This window comes from Microbulbifer sp. MCCC 1A16149 (genome assembly GCF_050368945.1).
Taxonomy (GTDB): domain Bacteria; phylum Pseudomonadota; class Gammaproteobacteria; order Pseudomonadales; family Cellvibrionaceae; genus Microbulbifer.
Genome location: NZ_CP185959.1, coordinates 2,159,628 through 2,175,272, shown reverse-complemented (window position 1 = coordinate 2,175,272; position 15,645 = coordinate 2,159,628). Strand labels below are relative to the sequence as shown.

The window sequence follows — 15,645 nt, the reverse complement described above, 5'->3', positions numbered from 1 at the left end:
ACTCGAAAAAATGTAGTTTAACTACAGTTTTTCGGCCATTTTTTGCGCGGTTGCGCGGCCTCAGGTGAATACACATAATGCGCCGGCCTTCGCGCCAGAGGTGGTTTTTGGGACCATTCTTATCCTTGGGATAGAGCCTCGGGGTGGAGTAAGGCTCGACCTATTTTTTCACTTTGCAGAGGTGTCCGACTGTGACTCAGAAGCGACCGAAGCCCGCTGACTTTTTCAAGGACTGGAAGGCGCGTGAAGCGTTGGCGGAATCCATGATTCCGATGATTGGTAAGCTCAACCGGGAAAGCAACGTCGGCATTTACATGTACGGCCAAAACCTGGTTAACCGCTCCGTGCTCAGCATCATGAAGGCGCATCGCTTTGTGCGTCAGGTGGAAGAGAACGAGCTGTCCGAGTTCGAGACCTATCCGCTGCTGGAAGCCATCTGCAAGCTGGACCTGGGCCCGGTCCATATCGATCTGGGTACCCTGACCAACAAATACATGCGCGACCAGCGCGGTCTGTCCATCGATGAGTTCGTGCGCGAAGAGCTGGCTGACGCCAGTGGCGCTGGCAAGCCCCTGCCGCAGTCCCAGGACGTGGTGATCTACGGTTTCGGCCGGATCGGCCGCCTGGTAGCCCGCCTGCTGATCGAAAAGGCCGGCAGTGGAGATGTTCTGCGTCTGCGCGCCATCGTGCTGCGCAAGGGCAAGGCGGACAACGACCTGGTCAAGCGCGCCTCCCTGCTGCGCCGCGACTCGGTGCACGGCGCCTTCAACGGCACCATCCGTGTGGATGAAGAGACCAGCACCCTGATCTGCAACGGTAATGAAGTGAAGGTGATCTACGCCAACTCCCCGCAGGAGGTGGATTACACCCAGTACGGCATCAACAATGCGCTGATCGTAGACAGCACCGGCGTATGGCGTGATGAAGAAGGCCTGGCCCAGCACCTGGAGAGCAAGGGCGCGGCCAAGGTGCTGCTGACGGCACCGGGCAAGGGCGACCTGAAGAACATCGTGTACGGTATCAACAACGGCGAGATCAAGCCGGAAGACCAGATCCTGTCCGCTGCCTCCTGTACCACCAACGCCATCGTGCCGGTACTGAAAGCGATGATGGACAAGTACGGCGTTAACCACGGCCACGTGGAAACCGTACACGCCTACACCAACGACCAGAACCTGATCGACAACTACCACAAGGGTGAGCGTCGCGGCCGTTCCGCAGCGCTGAACATGGTATTGACCGAGACTGGTGCGGCCAAGGCAGTAGCCAAGGCGCTGCCGGAGCTGAAGGGCAAGCTGACCGGCAATGCGATCCGTGTTCCGACCCCGAATGTGTCCATGGCGATCCTGAACCTGCGCCTGGGCAAAGAGACCACCAAGGACGAATTGAACGAGTACATGCGCGAAGTGGCGCTGCACTCTCCGCTGCGTCAGCAGATTGACTTTACCAATTCACCGGAAGTGGTTTCCAGCGACTTTGTCGGCTCCCGTCGCGCCTGTGTGTTCGACTCCATCGCCACCATCGTCGAGGGCGACAACGCGGTGCTCTACTGCTGGTACGACAACGAGTTCGGCTACAGCTGTCAGGTAGTTCGCTGCCTGGAAGATATGGCTGGCGTACATTACGAAGTCTTCCCCAAGAAAGACTGATCGAGTGACGGGTGGGGGCGCGTGCGCCCTCATCGGCTCCGCGGCGCAGGGCTTTGGTCAGACAGATCATTCCTGCGCCACCTCGACCCGCCCGGGGCGAGGGTGACGACAGGATGGTGTCTCCAACTAAAGTCGTTGTTTTTTCAGCAAAATTTTACTCATCTTGAGCCGATTTGGCTCCATCTCCTCTGGTAAACCCACCGCCCCATCCTTATAATGCGCGCGATTTTGCGGGGCTGCTGTGTGCCGGGAAATATTTGCGCAAAGAATGCGAGTTGCCAGGGCAACGGCGGTTCTATGCGCCTCCCGAGCACTGAGCGACGACGACTACCTCTGCATGCCTTCTGTGTGGCTACTCTTTATGAGCCCGCTCTCAGCATGTATCAGGCTCACTACGGCCTAAGCCCCCGCGTATGGGTTCCTCATTTTCAGGGTTTTTAACCTAGAAACTTTTAAACCTACTAAATCTATCAACATTAGAACTAGGCATAGGCGTATGAGAAAGATCCGTCGGGGATTGGATTTACCCATATCCGGCGCGCCCGAGCAGGTCATCCATGATGGCCCTGCAGCCAAGACTGTTGCGGTGATTGGTCCCGATTACAACGGGATGAAGCCCACCATGGCGGTTGCGGAAGGGGATAGCGTCAAACTCGGACAGCTGCTGTTCACCGATAAGAAAACCGAAGGGGTTCGCTACACCGCACCGGCCGCTGGTCGCGTGGTTGCCGTTAACCGCGGTGCCCGTCGAGTACTGCAGTCTGTGGTAATCGAGGTGGATGGTGATGAAGCTGAGCAATTCGCCAGCTACAGTGCTGACAAACTGGCCAGTCTGACTGCCGAACAGGTTCGCGTGAACCTGATTGAGTCGGGCATGTGGACAGCGCTGCGCACCCGTCCTTACAGCAAGGTGCCGGCGCTCGACGCCCAGCCCTCTGCACTGTTTATCAATGCCATGGATACCAATCCGCTGGCGGGTGACCCGGTTGTGGTCATCGCCGAGCAGCGTGAAGCGTTCTCCCAGGGCGTTGAAATCCTGTCCAAGCTCGCTGAGCAGACCTTCGTATGTACCGCCCCGGACGCCGATATCCCGGTTCCGAGCGTTGCGACCGTACAGCGCGAAGCCTTTGCCGGCCCGCACCCCGCTGGTCTCTCCGGTACCCATATCCACTACCTGCATCCGGTCAAGCCGGGCCGTCAGGTATGGACCATTGGTTACCAGGACGTGATCGCCGTGGGCAAGCTGTTCGAAACCGGCAAGCTGTTCACCGATCGCGTTGTTGCCCTGGGTGGCCCGCAGGTCACCAAGCCGCGTCTGCTGCGCACCCGTCTCGGTGCGGATCTGACAGCGCTGACTGCTGGCGAAACCACTGGCGACGACAACCGCGTTGTGTCCGGTTCCGTGTTTGGCGGTCGTACCGCTGCCGGTCCGCTGGCGTACCTCGGCCGTTACCACAATCAGGTGAGTGTGCTGCAGGAAGGCCGTGAGCGTCCGATGCTGCATTACTTCACGCCGGGTGCTAACCGTTTCTCCGTACTGCCGATCTACATCAGCCGTCTGATGAAGAGCAAGCTGTTCAACTTCACCACCAGCACCAACGGTTCCGAACGTGCGCTGATGCCGATCGGCACCTACGAGCGCGTGGTACCGCTGAACATCCTGCCGACCCAGCTGCTGCGCGCACTGATTGTTGGCGATACCCAGGTGGCCCAGCAGTTGGGTGTCCTGGAGCTGGATGAAGAAGACTTGGCGCTGTGCACCTTCGTGTGCCCGGGCAAGTACGATTTCGGCCCCATTTTGCGGGACAACCTGACCCGTATTGAGAAGGAGGGTTAAGGATGTTGCGTAAACTACTCGACTCCATGGAGCCGCATTTCCACAAGGGCGGCAAATACGAAAAGTTCTACGCGCTGTACGAAGCGATCGATACTGGTCTCTTCCAGCCCGCTGACCGCACCAAAACCACGGCTCACGTGCGCGACGGTATCGACCTGAAGCGCATCATGATCACCGTGTGGGCGTGTGCCATGATCCCGATGTTCTACGGTATGTGGAACGTAGGCTTCCAGGCCAACAGCATCATCGCTGGCATGGAAAACGTGGACCTGACCGGATGGCGCCACGCCATCATCGGCGCGCTGTCCAGCTACGATGCAAATAGCGTGTGGGATAACCTGGTGCACGGCGCCATGTACTTCCTGCCTATTTACGCGGTGACCTTCATCGTCGGTGGTATCTGGGAAGTGCTGTTCGCTGCAGTACGTGGCCACGAAGTAAACGAAGGTTTCTTCGTAACCTCCATCCTGTTCGCGCTGACCTGTCCGCCGGATCTGCCGCTGTGGATGGTCGCCATGGGTATCAGCTTCGGTGTGGTGATCGGTAAGGAAGTATTCGGTGGTACCGGTAAAAACTTCCTCAACCCGGCACTGACCGGTCGTGCTTTCCTGTTCTTCGCCTATCCGGCTGCCATGTCTGGCGACGCTGTGTGGACCGCGGTTGACGGTTACACCGGTGCTACCGCGCTGTCCGTGCTGGCCAGCGAAGGCATCCAGAACGGTGCCGTTGGCGTGCCCACCGGTCAGCTGACCTGGATGGACGCGTTCCTGGGCAACATGCACGGTTCCATCGGTGAGACTTCCACCCTGGCCATGCTGATCGCCGGCGTGATCCTGATCGGCATGAAGATTGCGAGCTGGCGTATTGTTGCCGGCACTCTGCTGGGCATGATGGCGACTGCGACCCTGTTCAACATGATCGGTTCCGACAGCAACGCGATGTTCGGTGTGCCCTGGTATTGGCACCTGGTTGTGGGCGGCTTCGCCTTCGGTCTGATCTTCATGACTACCGACCCGGTGTCCGCCGCCATGACCGACGCAGGTCGCTGGTGGTACGGCATCCTCATCGGCGTGATGTGTGTATTGATCCGCGTGGTGAACCCGGCGTTCCCGGAAGGCATGATGCTGGCGATCCTGTTCGCCAACCTGTTCGCGCCGCTGTTTGACCACTTCGTTGTGCAGTCCCATATCAAACGGAGGTTGGCACGTGGCTAATAAAGATTCCGTAAAAGGTACGCTGATTGTTGCTCTGGTACTGTGTATCGTCTGTTCCGTGGTGGTTTCCACCGCGGCAGTGATGCTCAAGCCCAAGCAGGAAGCAAATGCCGAACTGGACATGAAAAAGAACGTACTTCTCGCCGGTGGCCTGATCTCTCCAGACCAGACCAGCCGCAAGGCGATCGAAGAAGCGTTCGGCAATGTCACCATCAAGTACGTTGACCTGAACACTGGCAAATTCACCGATGAAGCGCCGGCAGGTGGCAGCGGTCGTGCCGCTGCCAAGATCGCCAGCGCCAGTGAAAAGCTGCCAGCGGAAGAGGACACCGCCAAAATCATCCGCCGTGAAAACACCAAAGAGGTGTATCTGGTGGAGAAGGGCGGCGAACTTCAGCGCATCATCCTGCCGGTTCGCGGCTACGGCCTGTGGGGCCAGCTGTACGGCTTCCTGGCGCTTGAGAACGACCTGAAGACCGTTGCCGGTCTGGGCTTCTACGAGCACAAGGAAACTCCCGGACTGGGCGGTGAAGTGGACAACCCCCGCTGGAAAGCCCAGTGGGAAGGTAAAGAGGTTTACGATGCCGACGGCAACGTAGACATCGCCGTGATCAAGGGCAGCGTTGACGCCAATACGCCGAATGCTGAGCACAAGGTAGACGGCCTGTCCGGTGCCACGCTCACCAGCAAGGGCGTTAACAACCTGGTTAACTTCTGGCTGGGCAGCCAGGGTTACGGTCCCTTCCTGAAAAACCTTAAAGCAGGGGAGGCGTAAGCATGAGCATGAAATTGAAAGACACTCTGCTGGAGCCGATTTTCAACAACAACCCCATCGCGTTGCAGATCCTCGGTATCTGTTCCGCGCTGGCGGTAACCAGCTCGCTGGCGGTTACCCTGGTGATGTGTATTGCACTGACCACGGTAACGGCGTTCTCGAACTTGTCGGTCTCCCTGATCCGCAAACAGATTCCCAACAGCATTCGGATCATCGTGCAGATGACCGTAATTGCGTCGCTGGTAATCGTGGTGGATCAGATCCTTAAGGCATATGCCTACGACATCTCCAAGCAGCTGTCGGTATTCGTTGGTCTGATTATCACCAACTGTATCGTAATGGGCCGCGCGGAAGCCTTTGCCATGAAGCACGGTCCCAAGGACAGCTTCTTCGACGGTATCGGCAACGGTCTGGGTTACAGCTTCATCCTGATCTGTCTGGCAGTCATCCGTGAACTGTTCGGTGCAGGCAAACTGTTTGGTTTCGAAATCCTGTCTACCGTGAACAACGGTGGCTGGTATGTGCCGAACGGTATGCTGCTGCTGCCGCCGAGCGCCTTCTTCCTGATTGGCCTGATCATCTGGGCAATCCGTACCTGGAAGCCTGCGCAAGTGGAAGAGGACGAGTTCAAGATCGCGTCCAACTCTAAGATGCCGCTGGCACAACAGGAGGCCTGATAGATGGAACATTTTATTTCTCTGATCATTCGCGCCGTTTTCGTTGAAAACATGGCGCTGGCCTTCTTCCTCGGGATGTGTACCTTCCTCGCGGTATCCAAGAAGGTCGAAGCGGCGGTTGGTCTCGGTGTTGCGGTTGTCGTAGTACTGACCATCACCGTTCCGGTTAACAACCTGATTTACACCTACCTGCTGAAAGACGGCGCGCTGGCCTGGGCCGGTTACCCGGACGTGGACCTGAGCTTCCTCGGCCTGCTGTCTTACATCGGCGTTATTGCGGCACTGGTACAGATCCTGGAGATGTTCCTGGATAAATATGTACCGGCTCTCTACAACGCCCTGGGTGTATTCCTGCCGCTGATTACCGTGAACTGCGCCATCATGGGTGCGTCTCTGTTCATGGTGGAGCGCGAATACAATTTTGGTGAAAGTGTTGCTTATGGCTTCGGTGCCGGCCTCGGCTGGGCGCTGGCGATTACCGCTCTGGCGGGCATTCGCGAACGCATGAAGTACAGCGATGTACCGAATGGTCTGAAAGGCCTGGGTATCACCTTCATTACCGTTGGTCTCATGTCGCTGGGCTTCATGTCCTTCGGCGGCATCGATATCTAAGCGGGGAGGTCGAATAGAATGGAATTAACGGATATTTATTTTGGCGTAGGCATGTTCACCGTGATCGTGATCGCGCTGGTAGCCATTATTCTGGTTGCCCGCTCACGTCTGGTGAACACCGGTGACGTCAACATCGTGGTTAACGGTGAGAAAACCCTCACCGTGCCGGCGGGTGGCAAACTGCTGCAAACCCTGGCAGCCAATAACCTGTTCCTCGCCTCCGCTTGCGGTGGCGGTGGCTCCTGTGCGCAGTGTGTGTGTGTGGTTGAAGAAGGTGGCGGCGACATGCTGCCGACCGAAGCAGCGCACTTCACCCCGCGTGAAGCGAAAGAAGGCAAGCGTCTTTCCTGTCAGGTTGCTGTAAAGCAGGACATGAAAATCGATGTGCCGGAAGAAGTGTTTGGTGTGAAGCAGTGGGAATGCACTGTGGAATCCAACCCGAACGTGGCCACCTTCATTAAAGAGCTGACCTTGAAGCTGCCGGAAGGTGAGAACGTCGACTTCCGCGCTGGCGGTTACGTTCAGCTGGAAGCGCCGCCCCACCATGTGAAATTCTCCGATTTCGATATCGAAGAAGAGTACCGCGGTGACTGGGAGCACTTTGGCTTCTTCAAGCTGGAGTCCAAGGTAACCGAGCCGGTGGTTCGCGCCTACTCCATGGCGAACTACCCGGAAGAGAAGGGCGTTGTTAAGTTCAACATCCGTATCGCGACCCCGCCGCCGCGTACCGAAGGTATTCCGCCGGGCCAGATGTCCTCCTACGTCTTCAACCTGAAGCCGGGCGACAAGATGCGCGTATACGGTCCCTTCGGTGAGTTCTTCGCCAAGGATACCGACAACGAGATGGTCTTCATCGGTGGTGGTGCCGGTATGGCGCCGATGCGTTCGCACATCTTCGACCAGCTCAAGCGTCTGCACTCCACGCGCAAGATCAGCTTCTGGTACGGCGCTCGCTCACTGCGCGAGATGTTCTACGAGGACGACTACAACGGTCTGCAGGACGAGTTCGACAACTTCAAGTGGCATATCGCACTGTCGGATCCGCAGCCGGAAGACAACTGGGAAGGCTACACAGGCTTCATCCACAACGTGGTGTACGAGAACTATCTGAAGGACCACCCGGCTCCGGAAGACTGTGAGTACTACATGTGTGGGCCGCCCATGATGAACGCGGCGGTGATCAACATGCTGAAAGACCTGGGCGTAGAGGATGAAAACATCCTGCTCGACGACTTCGGTGGCTGATCACGCATGATTGGACGTGACAATACATCCACAAAAACAGGGCCGCTCCTTTCGGCCCTGTTTTTGTTTGTGCAGAACCGCTTTTCTGCCGGCGCCCGGTTGCTTGGGTTGAGCCTGGCACTGTTACTGGCTGGCAGTCTGACTGCCTGTGCACCGGAAAAGCAGACCTGGAAACTGACCGGCCCCACCATGGGGACCGCCTACCACATCACCGTGGTGGATGTGCCCACCGCCGTCGTGCAGGCAGAATTGCAGGCAGCGATCGATGCCGAGTTGGACGCGGTCAACCAGGAAATGTCCACCTACATCCCGGACTCCGAGTTGATGCGATTCAACGGCGCTCCGGTCGGTGAGGCGGTGGCGGTTTCGCCGCATCTTGCCGAGGTGGTTGGGCGTGCCTTGGAGATCTACCAGCACAGCGATGGCGCCTTTGATGTTACCGTCGGTCCGCTGGTGAATCTGTGGGGATTCGGTCCCAAGCCAGAGCCGGAAACCATCCCGGGGGATGCCGAGATTGCGGCGTTGCTCGAGGTAATCGGTTCGGATGCGCTGGTTCTCGATGGCCCGAATCTCACCAGGACCCGTCCGGTACAGATCGATCTCTCTGCCATCGCCAAGGGCCACGGCGTGGATCGAGTGGCAGACCTGCTTGCCTCCCGGGGCATCGCCAATTATCTGGTGGAAGTTGGCGGCGAGCTGCGTACAGCGGGGGTAAATCCCCAGGGGCAGCCCTGGCGTATTGGTGTCGAGCGTCCCTCGGCTGGTCAGGTCGTGCAGAAGCCGATTGCGGTCAGCGGCAAGGCGGTGGCGACCTCTGGCGATTACCGCAACTACTACGAGCGCGACGGCAAGCGATACGCGCACACCATCGATCCGCGCACCGGGCGTCCGGTGGAGCACCGGTTGGCCTCGGTCACCGTGATTGCCGATACCTGTGCTGAAGCCGACGGCTACGCCACCGCGCTCAATGTGATCGGTGCCGAAGAAGCGTTAAAATTGGCAGAGCAGCAGCAATTGGCGGTGTTTCTGCTGGTAAAAACCGATTCCGGGTTTGAAGAGCGCGCCAGTAGCGCTTTCCAGCCTTATCTTGAAAGTCAGGGGAGGTAACCGTGACTATTTTCATTTTGGCGTTCATTATTATGGTTCTGATCGTGGCCGGTATGGCCCTCGGTGCCATCGTCCAGAACAAGCCTCTGAAAGGCTCCTGCGGTGGCCTGAACAAGATCGGTATGAAAAAAGACTGCGATATTTGCGGTGGTGACGACGACGAATGCGAAAAAGAGCAGGAGCGTCAGCGCCAGGCGGCGCTGGCAAAAGCGACAGCGAAAGCTGATCTCGGCTCAGACCTTGCCTACGACGCGACCAGCAAGCAGAACAAACAGTCTTGAGTTAACCAAGCCTGATTCAACCATAAAAGCAAAGACAGTAATTCAATGGCAGATTCCAAGTACGATCTGGTGGTAATCGGCTCTGGCCCGGCGGGGGAGGCTGCGGCCATGAGCGCGGCCAAAAAGGGCCTGCGTGCAGCGGTAATTGAACGGAGTTCGGCGGTGGGTGGCAACTGCACCCACAAGGGCACCATTCCCTCCAAGGCGCTGCGTCATTCCGTAAAGCAGTTGATGCGTTACAACACCCAGAGCGTGTTCCGCGCCCTGGGTGAACCGCGTCGTCTGACTTTCCCGCAGGTCATGCAGACGGTGAACAAGGTCATTTCCTATCAGGTGGAAATGCACACCAGTTTCTACGCGCGCAATCGTGTCGACCTGATCGTTGGTGATGCCCGCTTCAGGGATGAGAGCAGCGTCGAGGTCCAGCTCGCTGACGGCGCCAAGGAAATCATTACCGCGGAAAAATTCATCGTCGCGACCGGCTCTCGTCCTTATCGTCCGGCGGACGTGGATTTCGATCATCCGCGCGTTTACGACAGCGATACCATTCTGGATATGGAGCACACGCCCCAGGCCATCATCATTTACGGTGCGGGTGTGATTGGCTGTGAGTATGCTTCCATCTTTGCCGCGCTCGGCATGAAAGTGGACCTGATCAACAGCCGTAACCACTTGCTGGAATTCCTCGACGACGAAATCTCCGATGCGCTGAGCTATCACCTGCGGGATATGGGCGTTACGGTTCGCCACCGCGAGGAATACGCGAAAGTAATCGGTACCGATCGCGGCGTGACCATGGAAATGCAATCCGGCAAGCGGATTTCTGCCGACGCGTTGCTGTGGTGTAACGGTCGTTCCGGTAATACCGGCTCCCTGGGGCTGGAAAATATCGGCCTGGAAGCCAACCACCGCGGCCAGCTCGCGGTGGACGATCACTACTGCACCGCCGTGGAAAATGTTTTCGCCGTGGGTGATGTGATCGGTTGGCCGAGCCTCGCCAGCGCGTCTTACGACCAGGGTAGGGCAGTGGCAGCGGCTATCGTCGGCCGCGGTCACCGGGTGATCGAAGATGCCCCCACCGGTATTTACACCCTGCCGGAAATTTCGTCCGTGGGTAAAACCGAAACCGAACTGACCAACGCCAAGGTGCCTTACGAAGTGGGCCGCGCGCTGTTCAAGCACACCGCGCGCGCGCAGATTTCCGGCGAGCGTGTGGGCATGCTGAAGATACTGTTCCACATCGAAACCCGCGAGATTCTCGGCATTCACTGCTTCGGTGCAGAAGCGGCGGAGATCGTGCACATCGGCCAGGCAATCATGAAGCAGCCGGCGCCGAACAACTCGATCGATTTCTTCGTGAACACCACCTTCAACTATCCGACCATGGCGGAAGCCTACCGCAGTGCGGCGCTGGACGGACTTAATCGGATTACCCGGTTATGAGTGAGCCGTCACCCGCGGAATTCCGCACGATGGTGGAGGGGATATTTTCCGATATCCCCTTTGTCCGGGAAATTGGCCTGCGATTGCAGGAGTTCGACCTCGAGCAGCAGACGCTTTCCGCGGCGTTCGAGTTGAAGCCGCAGCTGATCGGCAACCACTTTCAGAATATTCTACATGGCGGCGTGATTGCCACGGCGCTGGATACGGTGGGCGGTCTGACAGCAATGGTGGCGGCGTACCATCGTATGGGGGGTGCCATCGAGTGGGAGGAGAAAATCCAGCGGCTGATTCGCCTGGGTACCGTGGATATGCGGGTGGATTACCTGAAGCCGGGGCGCGGTCAGCGCTTTGAGTGTGACGGCAAGATTTTGCGCGTAGGCAACAAGCTGGTGGTCACGCGGATGGAGTTACACAACGAGAGCGAAGAGTTGATCGCTACCGGTACCGCTACTTTCCTGTATTGAGCAGGATTGGGAGGCGGGGAAGGGCGGGGCCAGTAACGGCCCGCCCGGATATCCTTCAGCCCCGGTGTTTCTTCACCGTATGCAGGGCGACATCCCATTCAAAATACACATAAAACTCCGGGTACTCCCAGCGGGTAATCGCCGGTTCACCCACCGGGCCCTGAATGCCCAGCGGTTCGCCCAGACGTGCGGTCACTTCGTCTTTCTTGAGTCCGCGTACTTTCTCGACATAGGTATCGCTGCTTTGCGATCCCACCGGGACTTCCAGGGTCTCGGCGTGGATGCTGGTAGAGGCAGTGGCAGACAGGGCAAGGCAGGCAGCGCCAGCCAGTGCGGGAATCTGTTTGCGGAGTCTGCTGAACATGGGTTCTTCTCCGAATTATGTTGTTCTGAATGTCGGTCATTAAAGCAGATATTGTGCCCAAACATGCGGATTTCTTCACGTTTTTCCCGCCGCGTGGGTCCTTGAGCGAATGCCCGGCCCGGTCAGGCCCTGGGCCGGCCGCGCCGGGTGGGGCAGTACCGCTGTGCTAGGCTGCAAGGAGATTGACTCTTTGGACAGTCACACATGCAATGGCGACGCTTCTTCTCCACAGCGGGCCTGCTGGTCGGCACTCTCTTCTTTGCGCTCTCCCTGACGCCCTCGCTGATCCCCCGCGAGGGCATGGTGCAGGGTGTGATTTCCGGTGTCTCCATGGCGGCGGGCTACGGTATCGGCGTGCTGCTGGTGTGGCTGTGGCGTTACTTTGAGCTGCCGTCGGTGGGCGCGCAAGCCACCCGTGTTTTGCGATGGCTGGCCGCTGGCGTGTGTATCTTTCTCGCGCTGGGTTTCCTGTGGCAGGCCACGCACTGGCAGAATTCGGTGCGCGCGCTGATGGGGCTAGAGGAAGTCTCCGGGGTGCGGCCGATTACTATTGCCCTGTTCACCGCGCTGGTATTCCTGCTGTTTCTCGGCCTCGGCAAGCTGTTCAAGCGGCTGTTCGGGTTTGTATCCGGCAAGCTGGCGCATCGCGTGCCGCGACGGATCGCCGGAATCCTCGGGCTTTTCGCCGCCTTCTGGCTGTTCTGGGCGGCGATCAACGACGTGCTGCTGACCGCCGCACTGCATCGGGTGGACGGTATCTACCAGCGACTCGACGCTGGAATCGAGCCCAGTATGAAAGCCCCCACGGATCCGCTTAAGGCCGGCAGCTCTGCTTCGCTGATTTCCTGGAAGGATATGGGGCACCAGGGGCGGCGCTATCTGGCGCTCGGGCCAACCGCCAAGGACATTGCCGAAGTTACCGGGAGCGCCAAAGATCCCATCCGGGTATACGCCGGGCTCAATGCCGCAGATACACCCGAGGAGCGCGCGCGGCTCGCGCTGGAAGAGCTCAAGCGGGTAGGGGGCTTTGAGCGCTCGGTGCTGATCCTGATCACGCCCACGGGTACCGGATGGGTGGACCCAGGTGCCATCAACTCGGTGGAATACCTGTTCGGCGGGGATATCGCCAGCGTGGCAGCGCAGTACTCGTATCTGCCTAGCCCGATCGCGCTGATGACCGAGGATGCCTATGGCCGGGAGTCCGCGGAGGCGCTGTTCCGGGCTGTCTACGGGCACTGGAGCGCGATGCCGCGCGATACGCGGCCCGACCTCTACCTGTTCGGGCTCAGCCTGGGTGCGCTCAATTCCGATCGCTCGTTTGATTTCTACGACATCATCGACGACCCGTTTCACGGTGCCTTGTGGACCGGCCCACCGTTTCGCAGCGATACCTGGCGCGAGGTAACCGCCAAGCGCGACGAGGGCTCGCCGGCCTGGTTGCCCGAGTTTCAGGGCGGCGCCGTGGTGCGCTTTGGCAACCACTTTGGCGGCTATGACAAGGGGCAGCGCTCCTGGGGCAGATTCCGCCTTGCGTACCTGCAACATGGCAGTGATCCCATCGTGTTCTTTGATCCCGCCGCAGTCTGGCGCAGGCCGGCCTGGATGCAGCAACCGCGGGCGCAGGATGTGTCGCCGGATCTGCAATGGTACCCGGTGGTAACCATGTTGCAGCTGGCAATGGATATGCACGCCGGCATTGCCCCAATGGGCTTCGGGCACAGTTACGCGCCGGCAGATTATGTGCGGGCCTGGCACCGGCTTACCGAAGTCGAGGGTTGGGATGAGCGCAAGCTGAAGCAGCTGAATGAAAAGTTGCTCAAATGGAATCCGAAATGATTGCTGCGGTCCAAGTTGTCAGCAGCTGCGCGAGATGTGCGTAAATCCTTGGATTTCTTGGCGTTTTTCCGCTTAAATCAACCCATGATAAAACCAGTTCCCCTCTATATCGGCCTGCGCTACGTGGCCGCCCGCCGTCGGCAGCAGTTTATTTCCTTTATTAACGGATTTTCCCTGTTGGGCATGGCACTGGGTGTGCTGGCGCTGATTGTGGTTACCTCCGTGATGAACGGCTTTGACCGGGAACTGAAAACCCGGATTCTTTCCGTGGTGCCGCATGGTTTCGTGATCAATGACGAGGGACTTTCCGATTGGCAAACCGCCGCGCAGGCGGTGCGCGAGCAACCCCATGTTGTGGCCGCCAGTCCCTTTGTGCGCGGTTTCGCGCTGGTCGGCGCCAATAACCAGTCCCACGGAGTTGAGTTCCAGGGCGTGGACCCGGTCGCCCTGCGCGAGGTGTCCGCCGTCGGCGAACATATGCTGATGGGCAGCCTGGATGCCCTGGCATCGCGCAGCTACAACATCGTCCTCGGGCGTATTCTCGCCCGCCAGCTGGGGGTTATTCCCGGCGATTCCGTCATTCTCACCCTGCCAGAAGTCACCATTACCCCTGCGGGCATCTTCCCGCGCACCAAGCGTTTTACCGTGGCCGGTGTGTTTTCCGTGGGTGCCCAGGTGGACCAGAATATGGCGCTGATGCATCTGGACGATGCCGCGCGCCTGTTGCGCATGCCCGGCAAGGTGCAGGGCCTGCAGCTTAAATTCGACGACATGAACAACGCGCTCGGCCGGGTAGAAGGCTATGCCGCCTCCCTGGGCGAAGGCTTTGAAGGCGAGGACTGGAGTCATTCCCAGGGCAGCCTGTTCCAGGCGGTGAAAATGGAGAAAACCGTTGTCACCCTGATGCTGATGATTATCGTCGCCGTGGCGGCGTTCAATATTGTGTCTGCGCTGGTTTTGATGGTGGCAGACAAGCGCTCAGATATTGCGGTGTTGCGCACCCTCGGTCTCACCTCCCGGCAGATTATGGCGGTGTTCGTGGTGCAGGGCAGTGCCATCGGCATTATCGGCGCGCTGATCGGCGGTTTGCTCGGCACGTTGATTGCGCTGAACCTGACCGACCTGGTGTCGTGGATCGAGAGTGTGGTGGGCGCGCAGATTTTTGATCCGCGTGTCTTCTTTGTCAGCTTCCTGCCATCGGAATTCCGCATCGGGGATGCGGTTATGGTGTTGAGTGCCGCGGTCATCATGAGCCTGCTGGCCACACTGTTCCCCGCTTGGCGCGCCGCACAGATCGCGCCGGCAGAAGCGCTCCGCTACGAATAAACAAGACAAAACCGGCGCGGGGCACAGCCCCGCCAGCCAAAAGGTAAATGAATCATAAGATGAATAGCCAAGTGGAAATACACCCGGAAGAGTCTCACCCGCAAGCCGCAGCGGACGTGGTGTTGGCGTGTCACACGCTCACCAAAACCTATCGTCAGGGTGCCAACCAACTGGACGTGCTGCGCGGCGTGGAATTGCAGGTGCCGAAAGGTGAGCGCCTTGCCATTGTCGGCGCTTCCGGCTCCGGTAAATCGACCCTGCTCAATTTGCTCGGCGGGCTGGATACGCCGACCAGTGGTGAAGTGTGGGTGGGAGGAAAAAATCTCGCCGCACTGAACGCCAACGAGCGCGGCTGGCTGCGCAACAGTAGCCTCGGTTTCGTGTACCAGTTCCATCATCTGCTCAATGAATTCACCGCGCTGGAAAACGTCGCCATGCCGCTGCTGATTGGCAAGCGCTCGGTGTCTGAATCCCGCGCTGCCGCGCAGGAAATGCTCGAAGCCGTCGGGCTGGGCCAGCGGTTAACGCACAAGCCGGCGCAACTGTCCGGTGGTGAGCGCCAGCGCGTTGCCATCGCTCGCGCTCTGGTGGCGCGCCCGGCGTGTGTATTGATGGACGAACCCACCGGTAACCTCGACCGCACCACGGCAAAGGAAATTCACAACCTGATGGATCGCCTGAACCGCGAAACCGGTATCAGTTTCGTGATCGTTACCCACGACCCGGATCTCGCCGGCGCGCTGGATCGCTGTCTGCACCTGGTGGACGGTCAGCTGGTAGACGATTGGCAACAGGGCGATGGTGTCTAGGTCGCA

General features: G+C 58.8%; 15 protein-coding genes. 14 read left to right on the top strand and 1 reads right to left on the bottom strand.

Annotated elements, in window-relative coordinates; translation table 11 throughout:
* The first annotated feature begins 191 nt into the window (after positions 1–191).
* From ACONT6_RS09220 to ACONT6_RS09170, 11 genes are all read left to right on the top strand, one after another.
* On the top strand, positions 192–1,649 hold the full coding sequence (locus ACONT6_RS09220) for a glyceraldehyde-3-phosphate dehydrogenase (protein ID WP_428821409.1): 1,458 nt from the start codon (positions 192–194) through the stop codon (positions 1,647–1,649).
* A gap of 496 nt (positions 1,650–2,145) precedes the next feature.
* On the top strand, positions 2,146–3,486 hold the full coding sequence (locus ACONT6_RS09215; RefSeq protein ID WP_428821408.1) for a Na(+)-translocating NADH-quinone reductase subunit A: 1,341 nt from the start codon (positions 2,146–2,148) through the stop codon (positions 3,484–3,486).
* Positions 3,487–3,488: 2 nt separating this feature from the next.
* Positions 3,489–4,700 (top strand): NADH:ubiquinone reductase (Na(+)-transporting) subunit B, encoded by a 1,212-nt coding sequence (locus tag ACONT6_RS09210; protein WP_428821407.1) that lies wholly within the window; start codon positions 3,489–3,491, stop codon positions 4,698–4,700.
* Positions 4,693–5,475: a Na(+)-translocating NADH-quinone reductase subunit C gene (locus tag ACONT6_RS09205; protein ID WP_428821406.1), complete on the top strand. Its 783-nt coding sequence runs from the start codon at positions 4,693–4,695 to the stop codon at positions 5,473–5,475. The genes ACONT6_RS09210 and ACONT6_RS09205 overlap by 8 nt, the downstream gene beginning before the upstream one ends.
* An 8-nt stretch (positions 5,476–5,483) precedes the next feature.
* Positions 5,484–6,152 (top strand): NADH:ubiquinone reductase (Na(+)-transporting) subunit D, encoded by a 669-nt coding sequence (locus ACONT6_RS09200; protein WP_078084315.1) that lies wholly within the window; start codon positions 5,484–5,486, stop codon positions 6,150–6,152.
* A gap of 3 nt (positions 6,153–6,155) precedes the next feature.
* Positions 6,156–6,764, top strand: a complete 609-nt coding sequence (gene nqrE / locus ACONT6_RS09195; RefSeq protein WP_078084301.1) for an NADH:ubiquinone reductase (Na(+)-transporting) subunit E — start codon at positions 6,156–6,158, stop codon at positions 6,762–6,764.
* Positions 6,765–6,782: 18 nt separating this feature from the next.
* On the top strand, positions 6,783–8,009 hold the full coding sequence (gene nqrF, locus ACONT6_RS09190; RefSeq protein WP_078084302.1) for an NADH:ubiquinone reductase (Na(+)-transporting) subunit F: 1,227 nt from the start codon (positions 6,783–6,785) through the stop codon (positions 8,007–8,009).
* A gap of 69 nt (positions 8,010–8,078) precedes the next feature.
* On the top strand, positions 8,079–9,116 hold the full coding sequence (locus ACONT6_RS09185; protein ID WP_428821405.1) for an FAD:protein FMN transferase: 1,038 nt from the start codon (positions 8,079–8,081) through the stop codon (positions 9,114–9,116).
* Positions 9,117–9,118: 2 nt separating this feature from the next.
* The gene (gene nqrM / locus ACONT6_RS09180) at positions 9,119–9,397 is read left to right on the top strand and encodes a (Na+)-NQR maturation NqrM (RefSeq protein ID WP_428821404.1); all 279 of its coding nucleotides are present in this window, start codon (positions 9,119–9,121) and stop codon (positions 9,395–9,397) included.
* Positions 9,398–9,442: 45 nt separating this feature from the next.
* Positions 9,443–10,840: a Si-specific NAD(P)(+) transhydrogenase gene (sthA, locus tag ACONT6_RS09175; protein WP_428821403.1), complete on the top strand. Its 1,398-nt coding sequence runs from the start codon at positions 9,443–9,445 to the stop codon at positions 10,838–10,840.
* Positions 10,837–11,304: a thioesterase family protein gene (locus ACONT6_RS09170; protein WP_428821402.1), complete on the top strand. Its 468-nt coding sequence runs from the start codon at positions 10,837–10,839 to the stop codon at positions 11,302–11,304. Before sthA ends, ACONT6_RS09170 begins: the two co-directional genes overlap by 4 nt.
* Positions 11,305–11,359: 55 nt before the next feature.
* Here the strand turns inward: ACONT6_RS09170 and ACONT6_RS09165 are convergent, their stop codons facing one another.
* Positions 11,360–11,668: a hypothetical protein gene (locus ACONT6_RS09165; protein WP_181253027.1), complete on the bottom strand. Its 309-nt coding sequence runs from the start codon at positions 11,666–11,668 to the stop codon at positions 11,360–11,362.
* 204 nt (positions 11,669–11,872) lie between these two features.
* Here ACONT6_RS09165 and ACONT6_RS09160 point away from each other — a divergent pair, with 204 nt between their 5' ends.
* The 3 genes from ACONT6_RS09160 (at position 11,873) to lolD (ending at position 15,639) form a co-directional block, all read left to right on the top strand.
* A complete protein-coding gene (locus ACONT6_RS09160; RefSeq protein WP_428821401.1) occupies positions 11,873–13,504 on the top strand; it encodes an alpha/beta hydrolase in 1,632 nt (543 codons plus the stop codon).
* An 84-nt stretch (positions 13,505–13,588) separates the two neighbouring features.
* Positions 13,589–14,830, top strand: a complete 1,242-nt coding sequence (locus tag ACONT6_RS09155) for a lipoprotein-releasing ABC transporter permease subunit (protein WP_428821400.1) — start codon at positions 13,589–13,591, stop codon at positions 14,828–14,830.
* Between the two features lie 59 nt (positions 14,831–14,889).
* Complete coding sequence (gene lolD, locus ACONT6_RS09150) at positions 14,890–15,639, top strand: lipoprotein-releasing ABC transporter ATP-binding protein LolD (RefSeq protein WP_428821399.1); 750 nt, start codon at positions 14,890–14,892, stop codon at positions 15,637–15,639.
* Positions 15,640–15,645 lie beyond the last annotated feature (6 nt).

Bases quoted from the DNA above. Each gene is read 5' to 3' on its own strand.
- ACONT6_RS09155 (WP_428821400.1), top strand. From the start codon at position 13,589: ATGATAAAACCAGTTCCCCTCTATATCGGCCTGCGCTACGTGGCCGCC.
- ACONT6_RS09210 (WP_428821407.1), top strand. From the start codon at position 3,489: ATGTTGCGTAAACTACTCGACTCCATGGAGCCGCATTTCCACAAGGGC.
- ACONT6_RS09170 (WP_428821402.1), top strand. From the start codon at position 10,837: ATGAGTGAGCCGTCACCCGCGGAATTCCGCACGATGGTGGAGGGGATA.
- ACONT6_RS09165 (WP_181253027.1), bottom strand. From the start codon at position 11,668: ATGTTCAGCAGACTCCGCAAACAGATTCCCGCACTGGCTGGCGCTGCC.
- ACONT6_RS09160 (WP_428821401.1), top strand. From the start codon at position 11,873: ATGCAATGGCGACGCTTCTTCTCCACAGCGGGCCTGCTGGTCGGCACT.
- nqrF (WP_078084302.1), top strand. From the start codon at position 6,783: ATGGAATTAACGGATATTTATTTTGGCGTAGGCATGTTCACCGTGATC.
- ACONT6_RS09215 (WP_428821408.1), top strand. From the start codon at position 2,146: ATGAGAAAGATCCGTCGGGGATTGGATTTACCCATATCCGGCGCGCCC.
- nqrE (WP_078084301.1), top strand. From the start codon at position 6,156: ATGGAACATTTTATTTCTCTGATCATTCGCGCCGTTTTCGTTGAAAAC.
- ACONT6_RS09200 (WP_078084315.1), top strand. From the start codon at position 5,484: ATGAAATTGAAAGACACTCTGCTGGAGCCGATTTTCAACAACAACCCC.
- sthA (WP_428821403.1), top strand. From the start codon at position 9,443: ATGGCAGATTCCAAGTACGATCTGGTGGTAATCGGCTCTGGCCCGGCG.
- lolD (WP_428821399.1), top strand. From the start codon at position 14,890: ATGAATAGCCAAGTGGAAATACACCCGGAAGAGTCTCACCCGCAAGCC.